This is a genomic window from Streptomyces sp. NPDC036815 (assembly GCF_055609205.1).
In genome coordinates this window covers 602,833-615,432 of the sequence record NZ_JBVJPW010000001.1, presented here as the reverse complement: position 1 = coordinate 615,432, position 12,600 = coordinate 602,833, and the positions used below count along the sequence as shown (strand labels likewise).

The window sequence follows — 12,600 nt, the reverse complement described above, 5'->3', positions numbered from 1 at the left end:
GCGGCCCGCCGCAGGAGGGACGGAGGCGCTCGTGCCGCCTACGATGAGCCGCATGGGTGACGTACTGGCCGGATTTCATGCCGCCTGGGAGTTCCAGTCCGACTCCGTGCTCATCCGCTTCGAACGGGGAATCCGCACGCCGAAGCTCTTCCAGGCTCTCGGTGAGCGACGCATCCCCCACGAGGCGATCGCAGCGGTGACACTCTCCCCCGGGAGACGCGGGACCGTGGTCCTGCATGCCGTGCCGAAGCCGGGCGCCGATCCTCTGATGGAGGCCGCGGCGGGTCAGCTCAAGGACGGCTGCGACCCGTACCGCCTCGTGCTGCCCGCCGAGCGCGAGACGCTCGCGGAGTACTACGCGGACGAGCTGCGGGCGGAGATCTCCTCGGACGGGGAAGACGGCGCACCGGCCGACCGCTATCTGGTGGCCGCGCCCGAGGCGCCCCTGCAGTTCAAGGCGTACGACGGCAAGGCGTCCTTCGACGGCAAGACGGTCTCCTTCCGGTGGTTCTGGACGGGTGCCTCGTCGGCGAAGTGGAAGGCCGGTGACCAGAGCTTCCTCGTCACCGACCTGAGCGGCATCGAGTGGCGCTCCCCGGAGGTCTTCGAGGGCCATCTGCGGCTGCTGCGCCGCGAGAGCCCCGTGGCACAGCCGGGACAGCCCGACCAGGACCCGGCCGCCGTGGTGTTCGGCCTCGGCTACGGCCCGGTCCACGAGTCCCTGCCGTTCGCCGCGTCGGTCCTCGCCGCCGTACGGGCGTCGGGGTCGGGCCCGGCCCTGAGCTCCGGCGGTGTCGGTACGAGCGTCTCCGCGCCACCGGCCGTACGGCGCGATCCGGCGGACATCGCGGACCGCATCAGGCATCTGGGCGAGCTGCACCAGGCGGGCCTGCTCACGGACGACGAGTTCACGATGAAGAAGGCCGAGCTGCTCGCGGAGCTCTGAGAGCCCCTGTCCCCTCCCCGGCCGGGCGGCTACGGGGTGGACGGCGTGCGCGGTGCGCAGTTCCGCGCCGGTGACCTCGCTCGGGCCGATGTGCTTGACCTCGCCCGCGGACGTCAGGGCCTCTCCGACGCCTCGCGGGCGCCCGCGTACGTGTCGATCTTGTAGTCGAGGACGGCGAGGGTGTCCTGCAGCTCCGCGATGCGGGCGCGGACGTCGCGCCGGGTCTGCTCGAGGAGTTCCTGGCGCTCGGGGAACGTGTGCCGCCCCTCGCGGACCAACTCCGCGTACCGGACCATGTCCGCGACGGGCATCCCGGTCAGGCGCAGCTTGCCGACGAGGGCGAGCCAGTCCAGGTCGCGGTTGCGGTAGCGCCGCTGGCCCGTGTGGGAGCGGTCGATGTGCGGCATCAGGCCGATCCGCTCGTACCACCGCAGCGTGTAGGCGCTCAGTCCGGTGTGGGCCGCGACCTCGCTGATCGTGTAGTGGTCCTGCCCGTCCGGACTCGGGGGTCCCGCCGGCACCGCGGCACAAACCCCGGCCCCGGCTGTGGGGCGGCCCTGCGCGGTCCTGGTCTCCATCACCGTCATGCCCCTCACGCTAGAACCCTGGAGTGCACTCCAGGCAAGCGGATCAGGGAGAAATCCGGGAGACGTCTCCGTACGCCGTGTCACGTCGGACCCCTCAGTGCGGCGGAACCCGCAGGGCGCTTAGTCTCGTGGACATGCAGAGCCTGGCGTTGATCGAGAACTGGCCGGTCCCCACCGCGGCCGCCGCCGTCGTCCGCGCGGACGGCACGTCGCTCGGGTCCCACGGCCCCACGGACCGGCGTTTCGCCCTCGCCTCGGTCACCAAACCCCTCGCGGCGTACGCCGCCCTCGTCGCGTACGAGGAAGGGGCGATCGAGCTGGACGAGCCCGCCGGGCCCGAGGGCTCGACGGTGCGGCACCTGCTCGCGCACACCAGCGGGCTCGCGTTCGACGAGCACCGCACGACCTCGGCGCCCGGCACCCGGCGGCTGTACTCGAACGCCGGGTTCGAGGTCCTCGGCGAGCACATCGCGAAGGCGACGGACATCCCCTTCGCGGAGTACCTGCGCCAGGCGGTCCTCGTGCCCCTCGGCATGACGTCCACCTCGCTCGAAGGCGAGCTCTCGCCCGCCAAGGACGGGGTGTCGACCGTCGACGACCTGGTCCGGTTCGCGGCGGAGGTGCAGGCTCCGCGGCTGCTCGACGCGCGGACCGTGGCGGCGGCGATGACCGTGACGTACCCGGGCCTGAAGGGCGTGCTGCCGGGGTACGGGCACCAGAACCCGAACGACTGGGGCCTCGGGTTCGAGATCCGTGACTCCAAGTCGCCGCACTGGACGGGGAGTTCGTCCTCGCCGCGGACGTTCGGGCACTTCGGGCAGGCGGGGACGTTCCTGTGGGTCGACCCGGCCGCGGGCGTGGCGTGCGTCGCGCTCACCGACCGGCCCTTCGGGCCGTGGGCCGCCGAGGCGTGGCCCCCGTTCACCGACGCGGTGCTCGCCGAGGTGCGCGGCTGAGCGCCCCTAGGGGCTGAGTACCCCTGGGAGCTGAGTACCCCTGGGGGCTGAGCCCCTACGGAGCGCTCGCCATCTCCCAGATCAGCACCTCCGCGGCGTCCGACGCCACCGCTTCCAGGCCCGTCTCGCCGCTGATCCGCGCAGAGTCCCCCGGGCCGAGACGGTCCTCGGCCAGGGCCAGTTCACCGCGCACCACGTGGACGAACACGAACGGCGCGGCCGGGAGCCCCAGCCGCTCCCCCGTGGCCGGGCGCCGCACGTGCAGCAGCGCCCCCGCGCCGGGCACCGCGTACGGGGTGGAGTCGGCGATGCCGCGGACCACCTCGTAGGACGGTTCGCCGCCCGGGGTGCGGGGGGCCAGCCACATCTGCACGAAGACCAGGGGCGCGGCGCCGTCGTTGCGTTCGACGTGGCGGACCCCGCCCGCGGCGGACAGGTGCTGCACGTCGCCGGGGCGCACCAGCGACTCGTGCCCCGTCGAGTCGCGGTGGGTCAGCTCGCCCTCGACGACCCAGGTCACGATCTCGGTGTGGCTGTGCGGGTGTTCGTCGAAGCCGGCGCCGGGCGCGAGGCGCTCTTCGTTGCAGGCCAGGACGGCGCCGAAGCGGAGGTTGTCGGGGTCGTAGTGGGGACCGAAGGAGAAGGCATGGCGGGACTCGATGCCGGCCGCGGTCTCCCCGCCGCGGTACCGGTCGCCGGAGCGCCGTACGTCAATCACACACCCCACGGTAGGGCCTGTGCGGGCCCCTGCACCGCACGTCCCCGTCCCGATAAGGCAGTCTTGTCCCGTGCCCGAACCCTCAGCGAACGCAGCCCACCAGGAGTCCCGCCAGGAACCCCACCGGGAGTCCGGCCAGGACGCCCGCCGGAGTGCCCACGCCCACGCCGCGACGCTGAAGCGTCTGGAGAAGTCGTCCGGGAGCCTCGCGGCGCAGGCCATCGCGCGGATGGACGAGACGCTGTCCTGGTACCGGGCGATGCCGCCGGAGAACCGGTCCTGGATCGGTCTGGTCGCCCAGGCGGGCATCGCCGCGTTCACCGAGTGGTTCCGGCACCCGGATGCGCCCCAGGCCATCTCCACCGACGTCTTCGGCACCGCGCCCCGCGAGCTGACCAGGGCGATCACCCTGCGCCAGACGGTGGAGATGGTGCGTACGACGATCGAGGTGATGGAGTCGGCCATCGACGAGGTGGCCGCGCCCGGCGACGAGTCGGTGCTCAGGGAGGCCCTCCTCGTCTACGCCCGCGAGATCGCCTTCGCCACCGCGCAGGTGTACGCCCAGGCCGCCGAGGCACGCGGTGCCTGGGACGCCCGGCTCGAATCCCTCGTGGTGAACGCGGTGCTGTCCGGGGAGGCCGACGAGGGGGCCGTCTCCCGCGCCGCCGCCCTCGGCTGGAACTCCCCCGAGCACGTCTGCGTGATCCTCGGCACCGCCCCGGACGGCGACAGCGAGCTCACCGTGGAGGCCATCCGCCGCGCCGCCCGGCACACGAAGCTGCAGGTCCTGACCGGTGTGCTCGGTGACCGCCTGGTCGTCATCGCGGGCGGCAACGACAATCCGCTGCACGTGGCGAAGTCGCTGATCGGGCCGTACGCCGCCGGGCCCGTGGTCGCCGGGCCGATCGTCCCCGACCTGCTCGCCGCGACGCGATCCGCGCAGGCCGCGGCCGCCGGTCTCAAGGCGTGCGCCGCCTGGCAGGACGCCCCGCGCCCCGTCCTCGCGGACGATCTGCTGCCGGAGCGCGCGATGGCCGGGGATCCGGCGGCCCGCGACCAGCTGGTGGAGGAGATCTACAGACCGCTGGAGGAAGCGGGCTCCGCGCTCCTGGAGACGCTCAGCGTCTACCTGGAACAGGCGAGCAGCCTCGAAGGCGCGGCCCGGATGCTCTTCGTCCACCCCAACACCGTGCGCTACCGGCTCCGACGTGTGACTGACGTCACCGGCTGGTCGCCTTCCGATGTGCGCTCCGCTTTCACGCTGCGTATCGCGCTCATCCTGGGACGTCTGGCCGACGCGGATCCTCAGTCATAGGGTTTTGTCGGGGCTCTACAATTCCCTCAGCCGTTCTTCGTCCCTGTCCCCACGGGCGGCTCCCGCCGTCCACAAGAGAGAGTGTAAGAGTGCTCGTACTCGTCGCTCCCGGCCAAGGCGCTCAGACGCCCGGCTTCCTGAACCCCTGGCTCGACCTCCCCGGCGCCGCTGACCGCCTCGCCGCCTGGTCCGACGCCATCGGGCTCGACCTCGCCCACTACGGCACCCAGGCCGACGCGGACGCGATCCGCGACACGGCCGTGGCCCAGCCGCTGCTCGTGGCCGCCGGTCTGCTCTCCGCCCAGGCACTCGGTGACATCACGCCGGGCGCCGTGGCCGGGCACAGCGTCGGCGAGATCACCGCCGCCGCGTACGCCGGTGTGATCGGCGAGGACGCCGCCCTCGGCCTCGTCCGCGCCCGCGGCCTTGCCATGGCCGACGCCGCCGCCGTCACGGAGACCGGCATGGCCGCCCTCCTCGGCGGCGACCCCGAGGTCACCCTGCCGCACCTGGAGAAGCTCGGCCTGACCCCGGCGAACGTGAACGGCGCCGGTCAGATCGTCGCCGCGGGCACGCTGGAGCAGCTCGCCGCGCTGCAGGAGGACAAGCCCGAGGGCGTGCGCAAGGTCGTCGCCCTCAAGGTCGCGGGCGCCTTCCACACCGAGCACATGGCGCCCGCGGTGGCCGCGCTGGAGGAGGCCGCCAAGGACCTCGCCGTCGCCGACCCGCGCTTGACCTACGTCTCCAACCGGGACGGCGAGCCGGTCGCCGACGGCACCGAGGTGATCTCCCGGCTGGTCGGCCAGGTCGCCAACCCGGTCCGCTGGGACCTGTGCATGGAGACCTTCAAGGAGATGGGCGTGACGGCACTGATCGAGGTGTCCCCCGGTGGCACGCTGACCGGTCTCGCCAAGCGCGCCCTGCCGGGCGTCAAGACGCTCGCGGTGAAGACCCCCGATGACCTCGACGCGGCCCGCGCGCTCGTCGCCGAGCATTCCTAGCCGAGAGCGACAAGGAGCCGTAGCGCATGTCGAAGATCAAGGCCGGCCAGGGCCACCCGTACGCACGGATCATGGGTGTCGGCGGCTACCGTCCCACGCGCGTCGTACCGAACGAGGTGATCCTGGAGACGATCGACTCGTCCGACGAATGGATCCGCTCCCGCTCCGGCATCGCGACCCGCCACTGGGCCTCCGACGAGGAGACCGTGGCCGCGATGTCCGTGGAGGCGGCGGGCAAGGCGATCGCCGACGCCGGCATCAGGCCCGAGCAGATCGGGGCCGTGGTCGTCTCCACCGTCTCGCACTTCAAGCAGACCCCGGCCATCGCGACCGAGATCGCGGACAAGATCGGCGCGGGCAGGCCCGCCGCGTTCGACATCTCCGCGGGCTGCGCCGGATTCGGCTACGGGCTGACCCTCGCCAAGGGCATGGTCGTCGAGGGCTCCGCCGAGTACGTGCTCGTCATCGGCGTGGAGCGGCTCAGTGACCTCACCGACCTGAGCGACCGCGCGACGGCGTTCCTGTTCGGTGACGGCGCGGGCGCCGTGATCGTCGGCCCCTCCAAGGAGCCCAGGATCGGTCCGACGGTCTGGGGCTCGGAGGGCGACAAGGCCGAGACGATCAAGCAGACCGAGGGCTGGGACGTCTACCGCAACGGCGCGCCCGACAAGTTCCCTGCCATTACGCAGGAAGGCCAGGCGGTCTTCCGCTGGGCCGTGTTCGAGATGGCGAAGGTCGCCCAGCAGGCGCTGGACGCGGCCGGAATCACCGCGGACGACCTGGATGTCTTCATTCCGCACCAGGCCAACGAGCGGATCATCGACTCGATGGTGAAGACTCTGAAACTGCCGGAACACGTCACGGTCGCCCGTGACGTGCGCACCACCGGCAACACCTCGGCCGCCTCGATTCCGCTCGCAATGGAGCGGCTCCTGGCGACCGGCGAGGCGAAGAGCGGCGACACCGCGCTGGTCATCGGCTTCGGGGCGGGTCTCGTGTACGCCGCCACGGTCGTTACCCTCCCCTAGGCGTCACGGTCCGGATCATCCGATCCGTACCGCCGCACGACCCGCCGCTGCCGCGGCGGGCGCACCACCTCCCCCGGATACACAAGAAGGAGCGCCGACATGGCCGCCACAGAGAAGGAGATCGTTGACGGTCTCGCGGAGATCGTGAACGAGATCGCCGGCATCCCGGTCGAGGACGTCCAGCTGGACAAGTCCTTCACCGACGACCTGGACGTCGACTCGCTGTCCATGGTCGAGGTCGTCGTCGCCGCCGAAGAGCGCTTCGACGTCAAGATCCCCGACGACGACGTCAAGAACCTCAAGACGGTCGGCGACGCGACCAAGTACATCCTCGAGCACCAGAACTGACCGAGCTCGAGCTCAATCGCCACCCGGCGGTGGCGCCGTTGATCCCCTCAACACCGTGGAGAAATTTCCTGTGAACTCGACCAATCGCACCGTGGTCGTCACCGGTATCGGCGCAACCACACCGCTGGGTGGCGACGCCGCGTCGACCTGGGAGGGCCTGCTCGCGGGCCGTTCCGGCGTCAGCGCGCTGGAGCAGGACTGGGCAGCCGAGCTGCCCGTCCGCATCGCCGGTCAGATCGCCGTCGAACCGGGCGAGGTCATCCCCCGCCCGCAGGCCCGCAAGCTGGACCGGTCGGCGCAGTTCGCGCTGATCGCGGCCAAGGAGGCCTGGGCGGACGCCGGCTACACCGCCAAGGCGGGCGAGGACACCTCGGTGGACCCGCACCGTCTCGGCGCGGTCATCGCCTCCGGCATCGGCGGCGTGACCACGCTCCTCGACCAGTACGACGTGCTCAAGGAGAAGGGCGTACGCCGCGTCTCCCCGCACACCGTGCCGATGCTGATGCCCAACTCCCCGGCGGCCAACGTCGGCATCGAGCTGGGCGCCCACGCGGGCGTCCACACCCCGGTGTCGGCCTGTGCCTCGGGCGCCGAGGCCATCGGCTACGCGATCGAGATGATCCGCACCGGCCGCGCCGACGTCGTCGTCGCGGGCGGCACGGAGGCGGCGATCCACCCGCTGCCGATCGTCGCGTTCGGCAACATGATGGCGATGTCCAAGAACAACGACGACCCGCAGGGCGCCTCGCGTCCCTACGACGCCGACCGCAACGGCTTCGTGCTCGGCGAGGGCGCCGGCGTGATCGTCCTCGAGTCCGAGGAGCACGCCAAGGCCCGCGGCGCGAAGATCTACGCGGAGGCCGTCGGCCAGGGCATCTCGGCCGACGCCCACCACATCACGCAGCCCGAGCCGTCCGGCAACGGCATCGCCGCGGCGCTGCAGAACCTGGTCGACACGACGGACCTCAAGCCCGCCGAGGTCGTGCACGTGAACGCGCACGCGACCTCGACGCCGCAGGGTGACGTCGCGGAGATCAAGGCGCTGCGCAAGGCGTTCGGCGACGACGTCGACCACATGGCCATCTCCAGCACCAAGTCGATGACCGGTCACCTGCTCGGTGGCGCGGGCGGCGTGGAGACCGTGGCCACGGTCCTCGCGCTCAAGCACCGCGTCGCCCCGCCGACGATCAACATCGAGAACCTCGACCCCGAGGTCGACGCGGACATCGTCCGCGACGAGGCGCGTGCCCTGCCCGAGGGCAGGATCGCGGCGCTGAACGACTCGTTCGGCTTCGGCGGGCACAACGTCGTGCTGGCGTTCCGGTCCGTCTGATCCGGCGGTACGTACGCGAAGGGGCCCCACCACTCGGTGGGGCCCCTTCGCGTCGTCTCAGACCACTTGGTGCAGCCAGCGCACCGGCGCGCCCTCGCCCGCGTACCGGAAGGGCTCCAGCTCGTCGTCCCAGGGCTTGCCCAGGAGCTTGGCGAGCTCGGCCTCCAGGTCGCTCTCGCCGCGCTGCGAGCGGGCCAGCGCGGCACGGAGGCGGTCCTCGGGGATCAGGATGTCGCCGTGGATGCCAGTGACGGCGTGGTAGATGCCGAGCTCGGGCGTGGCGCTGTAGCGCTCGCCCTCCGCGCTCGCGCAGGGCTCCGCCGTCACCTCGAAGCGCAGCAGGTCCCAGCCGCGCAGGGCGGAGGCGAGCTTGGAGGCCGTGCCCGCCGAGCCCTGCCAGGAGAATTCGGATCTCCAGGTGCCCGGCGCCGCGGGCTGCCTGATCCAGTCGAGGCTCACGCGCGCGCCGAGCACGCCCGCGACGGCCCACTCGACGTGTGGGCACAGCGCGCGCGGAGCGGAGTGCACGTACAGAACTCCACGTGTCGTCACCGGGACCTCCAGTGTGGGTCGAGGTTCGCCTTCCCCAGCGGCCTCGCGCCCGTGCCGAACAGTTTTCCCCAAATACTAGATAAACCTGGGAAAAGGGGACAGATGTGACGTGATGTAATTTAGCGGAACCAGTGCGGCAGTGCGCCACCGGGTGGACCACCCGCCCTGTCACCGCCGTGACAGCAGTGGCCCGGCGGCTACGGGCCGAGGCTACCGTGCGACGGCGCAAGGAGTGTGACGTACCGTCGGTCCGAAGGCCAGGAAACTCCGACCTTTCACCCGGCGGGGCGCAACCCCAGCCGCGCGCACGACGTCACGTTGAACGACAGAGGGGAACAGGGATGCAGAGCCGCAGGCACCGCTCGCGCGCCGTGGTCGCTCTCGCGACGGCGGCCCTTCTGTGCGGCGGGGCGCTCACCGCGTGCGACGCGCAGGGCGACAACTCCCCGGCGTCGGGTGGCCCGCCAGCCCACGGCAAGCCGTCCCCCACGCCCACCCCCGTCTGGGACACCTCGCCCCGCTCGCTCGCCGCGGTCGGCGACTCCATCACCCGGGGCTTCGACGCCTGCTCGGTGCTCTCCGACTGCCCCGAGGCGTCCTGGGCGACCGGCACCGACGCCGAGGTGGACAGCCTGGCGACGCGGCTGCTCGGGAAGGCGCGGGCCGGCTCGCACAGTTGGAACCACGCGAAGACCGGCGCCCGGATGGCGGATCTGACCGGCCAGATCGAACAGGCCGCCGCCGAACGTCCCGAGCTGGTGACCGTGATGACGGGCGCCAACGACGCCTGCCGTCCGTCGGTCGCCTCGATGACCCCGGTCTCGCAGTTCCGCGCCGACTTCCAGGAGGCGATGCGCACGCTCCGCCGCGAGCTGCCGAAGGCTCAGGTGTACGTGGCGTCCGTGCCGGACCTGAAGCGGCTCTGGTCCCAGGGGCGGACCAATCCGCTGGGCAAGCAGGTGTGGAAGCTGGGCATCTGCGCCTCGATGCTGGCCGACCCGGACGACCTGAACGCCGGGGCGACCGAGCGGCGCGCGGCGGTGCGGGAGCGCGTGGTCGCGTACAACGACGTGCTCGAGGACGTGTGCGACAAGGACCGGCGGTGCCGGTACGACGGCGGGGCGGTCTTCGACTACCGCTTCGACGGCGACCAGTTGAGCCACTGGGACTGGTTCCACCCCAGCAAGAACGGACAGTCGCGGCTGGCCGAGATCGCCTACCGGCAGGTGACGTCGAGGAAGCCGGTGGCCTAGGGCCCGGCTTCGACCACGACTACGTGCGGGACAGCGGTCAGGCGGACGTCCGTCAGGGAGTGGGACGCCTCCACTCGATAGGGGCCGGGGTGGTGGGACCAGGTGCCGGTGGCCTCGTCCCAGGTCTCGAAGGCTCGGCGCGGGAGGTGCACCGTCACCTCGGCGCTCTCCCCCGGCGCCGCCTCCGCCGCCGCGAAACCCGCCAGCCAGCGGGCCGGGCGGGAGCCGTCGCCGTCGGCGGGGGCGAGGTAGATCTGGACGGTCTCGCGGCCCGCGCGTTCACCGGTGTTGCGGATGCGGACGGTGGCCGTCGTGCCGTCGACGGTCAGTGACTCGTACGTCCAGTCGGTGTAGCCGAGGCCGTGCCCGAAGGCGTACGAGGGGGTGGCGCCCGCCCTCTCCCAGGCGCGGTATCCGATGAACACGCCCTCGCTGTAGGGGAGTTCACCGCCTTCGGGGGTGACGCGGGTGACGGGGGCCGCCGCGAGGTCGCCCCAGGTGGTGGGGAGGCGGCCGCCCGGTTCGCCGGCACCGAGGAGGACGTCGGCGAGGGCGGCGCCGCCCTCCTGTCCGGGGAACCAGGTGAGCAGGACGGCCGCCACGTCCTCGCGCCAGGGAAGCTCCACCGGGGAGCCGGAGTTGACGACGACCACGGTGCGCGGGTTGGCGGCGGCCACGGCGCGGACCAGGTCGTCCTGGCGGCCCGGCAGCTTCAGGTCCCGCCGGTCGAAGCCCTCGGACTCGACGCGTTCGGTGGTGGAGACGACGACCACGGCGGTGTCGGCGGCGCGGGCGGCCTCGACGGCCTCGGCGATCAGCTCGTCGGCGGCGCGCCGCGGGCCGAGGTGGGCCAGCGCGAACAGGACGCCGGGCAGCGGAGCCGCGGCCCTCCTGTCGAGCCGGTGGCGCAGCGAGACCCGGACGGGTTCTCCGGCGGTGAGCGTCACCGTGCCGCGCTCGGCCGGTGCGCCGAAGAACGCCTCGAAGGGGTCGGAGGCGGAGCTCATCTCCTGGACGTCGTCGTAGAGCACCTCTTCGCCGACGGTGAGCGTGAAGGTGCCGAGGCCGCGCGTGCCGAAGGCGTGCCCGCCGCTCTCGCGCGGCGTGAACGTGCCGGTCACCTCGACGCTCGCGAGCGCCTCGTGGGTGACACCCTCGGGCAGGTCCTCGCCGATCCACTGGACCTGGCCGGAGGGGAGAGCGCCCTCGCCGATGACGGCGCCTTCGGCGTCGCGGCAGATCGCGCGGAGCTCGAACCCCTTCTGCGCGGGGGCGAGTTCGTCGCTGGGGTCGGCGCCGACCGCGTAGGTGAGCGCACCCTCGGGCAGGGCAGCGGTCAGGCCGTCGAGCGGCGAGACCACGTGGTCGGGGAAGACGGTGGCGGAGCCGCCGCCGAGGATGCGGGCGTCGCGGGCGGCGGCGCCGATGAGGGCGACCGTGCCGGTGCCGCTCAGCGGAAGGGTCCGGTCCTCGTTGCGCACGAGGACGAAGGCGCGCCGGGCGATCTCGCGGGCCAGCGCCTCACCGTCGATCGGGGCGGGCAGGTCCGCGGGGGCGACGACGGGTTCGGCGCCGTCGAGAGCGCCGACGCGGGCGGCGAGCCGCAGGACGTTGCGGACGGCCGCGTCGACGGTCTCCTCGGCGACCTCGCCCGCGCGGACGGCGGCGGCCAGCGGCTCGCCGTAGACGGTCCGCGGGCCGGGCATGGCGACGTCGAGCCCGCCCTCGATGTCGCCGACGGTGGAGCGGGCGGCCATCCAGTCGGAGACGTTGAAGCCGTCGAAGCCCCACGCGCCGCGCAGGACGTCCTGGACGAGGTGCCGGTGCTCGGTCATGGTCACGCCGTTGACCTGGTTGTACGCGGTCATGACACCCCAGGGGCGGGCGTCCGCGACGATCTTCTCGAAGGGGGCCAGGTACAACTCGCGCAGGGCGCGCGCGGGCACCTTGTTGTCGACGGTGAAGCGGTCGGTCTCGGCGTCGTTGGCGACGAAGTGCTTGACGGTCGTGCCGACGCCGCCGGACTGCACCCCCCGCACATAGCCGGTGCCGATGACGCCCGTCAGGTACGGGTCCTCGCTGTACGCCTCGAAGTGGCGGCCGCCGAGCGGGGAGCGGTGGAGGTTGACCGTCGGCGCGAGGAGGACGTGAACCCCCTTGCGGCGGGCCTCCTGGGCGAGGAGCGCGCCGGCCCGGTGGGCCAGGTCCTGGTCCCAGGTGGCGGCGAGCGCGGTCGGGGAGGGCAGCGCGACCGAGGGGTCGTCGGCGGTCCAGCGGACGCCGCGCACGCCGATCGGGCCGTCGGACATCACGAGGGAGCGCAGGCCGATCTCCGGCAGGGCGTGCAGCGCCCACATGCCGCGCCCGCCGAGCAGGCGGGCCTTCGCGTCCAGGCCGAGCTGGCCGAGCGCCGCCTCGACGGCCGCCTCGCGTGCGCGCTCCTTCGCCGCGCCCTGCGGGTCCCCGTGCTCCACTGCCGTCATGGCGGTGCCTCGTTTCGTCCTTCGCGCCGTCCGGTCGGTCCGGTCCGGTCCGTCCGCCCCTGTCTGTGCCCCGTCCTGTC

12 protein-coding genes are annotated in these 12,600 nt (G+C 72.4%); 8 read left to right on the top strand and 4 right to left on the bottom strand.

Going from position 1 to position 12,600, the window contains the following annotated elements; genetic code table 11:
- Positions 1–52: 52 nt before the first annotated feature.
- On the top strand, positions 53–946 hold the full coding sequence (locus ACZ69I_RS02715) for a DUF4429 domain-containing protein (RefSeq protein ID WP_470830216.1): 894 nt from the start codon (positions 53–55) through the stop codon (positions 944–946).
- Between the two features lie 113 nt (positions 947–1,059).
- Here the strand turns inward: ACZ69I_RS02715 and ACZ69I_RS02710 are convergent, their stop codons facing one another.
- Positions 1,060–1,533, bottom strand: a complete 474-nt coding sequence (locus ACZ69I_RS02710; RefSeq protein WP_470830214.1) for a MerR family transcriptional regulator — start codon at positions 1,531–1,533, stop codon at positions 1,060–1,062.
- A gap of 134 nt (positions 1,534–1,667) precedes the next feature.
- On the opposite strand from ACZ69I_RS02710, the gene ACZ69I_RS02705 reads away from it, so the two are divergent.
- Positions 1,668–2,489, top strand: coding sequence for a serine hydrolase domain-containing protein (locus ACZ69I_RS02705; protein WP_470830212.1), 822 nt, complete (start codon positions 1,668–1,670; stop codon positions 2,487–2,489).
- Positions 2,490–2,544: 55 nt separating this feature from the next.
- Here the strand turns inward: ACZ69I_RS02705 and ACZ69I_RS02700 are convergent, their stop codons facing one another.
- Positions 2,545–3,207, bottom strand: a complete 663-nt coding sequence (locus ACZ69I_RS02700) for a pirin family protein (protein WP_470830211.1) — start codon at positions 3,205–3,207, stop codon at positions 2,545–2,547.
- 175 nt (positions 3,208–3,382) lie between these two features.
- Here ACZ69I_RS02700 and fasR point away from each other — a divergent pair, with 175 nt between their 5' ends.
- The 5 genes from fasR (at position 3,383) to fabF (ending at position 8,232) form a co-directional block, all read left to right on the top strand.
- Positions 3,383–4,522, top strand: coding sequence for a fatty acid biosynthesis transcriptional regulator FasR (gene fasR / locus ACZ69I_RS02695; RefSeq protein ID WP_467670765.1), 1,140 nt, complete (start codon positions 3,383–3,385; stop codon positions 4,520–4,522).
- 89 nt (positions 4,523–4,611) lie between these two features.
- Positions 4,612–5,523: an ACP S-malonyltransferase gene (locus tag ACZ69I_RS02690; RefSeq protein ID WP_470830210.1), complete on the top strand. Its 912-nt coding sequence runs from the start codon at positions 4,612–4,614 to the stop codon at positions 5,521–5,523.
- Positions 5,524–5,549: 26 nt separating this feature from the next.
- Positions 5,550–6,551, top strand: a complete 1,002-nt coding sequence (locus tag ACZ69I_RS02685) for a beta-ketoacyl-ACP synthase 3 (RefSeq protein ID WP_467668786.1) — start codon at positions 5,550–5,552, stop codon at positions 6,549–6,551.
- A 99-nt stretch (positions 6,552–6,650) separates the two neighbouring features.
- Complete coding sequence (locus ACZ69I_RS02680) at positions 6,651–6,899, top strand: acyl carrier protein (protein WP_361714808.1); 249 nt, start codon at positions 6,651–6,653, stop codon at positions 6,897–6,899.
- A gap of 70 nt (positions 6,900–6,969) precedes the next feature.
- A complete protein-coding gene (gene fabF / locus ACZ69I_RS02675; protein ID WP_467668788.1) occupies positions 6,970–8,232 on the top strand; it encodes a beta-ketoacyl-ACP synthase II in 1,263 nt (420 codons plus the stop codon).
- 57 nt (positions 8,233–8,289) lie between these two features.
- On the opposite strand, the gene ACZ69I_RS02670 is transcribed toward fabF, so the two are convergent.
- Positions 8,290–8,784 carry a DUF3145 domain-containing protein gene (locus ACZ69I_RS02670; protein ID WP_467668790.1) on the bottom strand — a complete coding sequence of 165 codons (495 nt, stop codon included), beginning with the start codon at positions 8,782–8,784 and terminating at the stop codon, positions 8,290–8,292.
- Between the two features lie 341 nt (positions 8,785–9,125).
- On the opposite strand from ACZ69I_RS02670, the gene ACZ69I_RS02665 reads away from it, so the two are divergent.
- A complete protein-coding gene (locus tag ACZ69I_RS02665) occupies positions 9,126–10,037 on the top strand; it encodes an SGNH/GDSL hydrolase family protein (RefSeq protein WP_470830207.1) in 912 nt (303 codons plus the stop codon).
- Here the strand turns inward: ACZ69I_RS02665 and ACZ69I_RS02660 are convergent.
- Complete coding sequence (locus ACZ69I_RS02660; protein WP_470830205.1) at positions 10,034–12,520, bottom strand: glycoside hydrolase family 3 C-terminal domain-containing protein; 2,487 nt, start codon at positions 12,518–12,520, stop codon at positions 10,034–10,036. The two genes, ACZ69I_RS02665 and ACZ69I_RS02660, sit on opposite strands and share 4 nt — an antisense overlap.
- Positions 12,521–12,600: the final 80 nt, after the last annotated feature.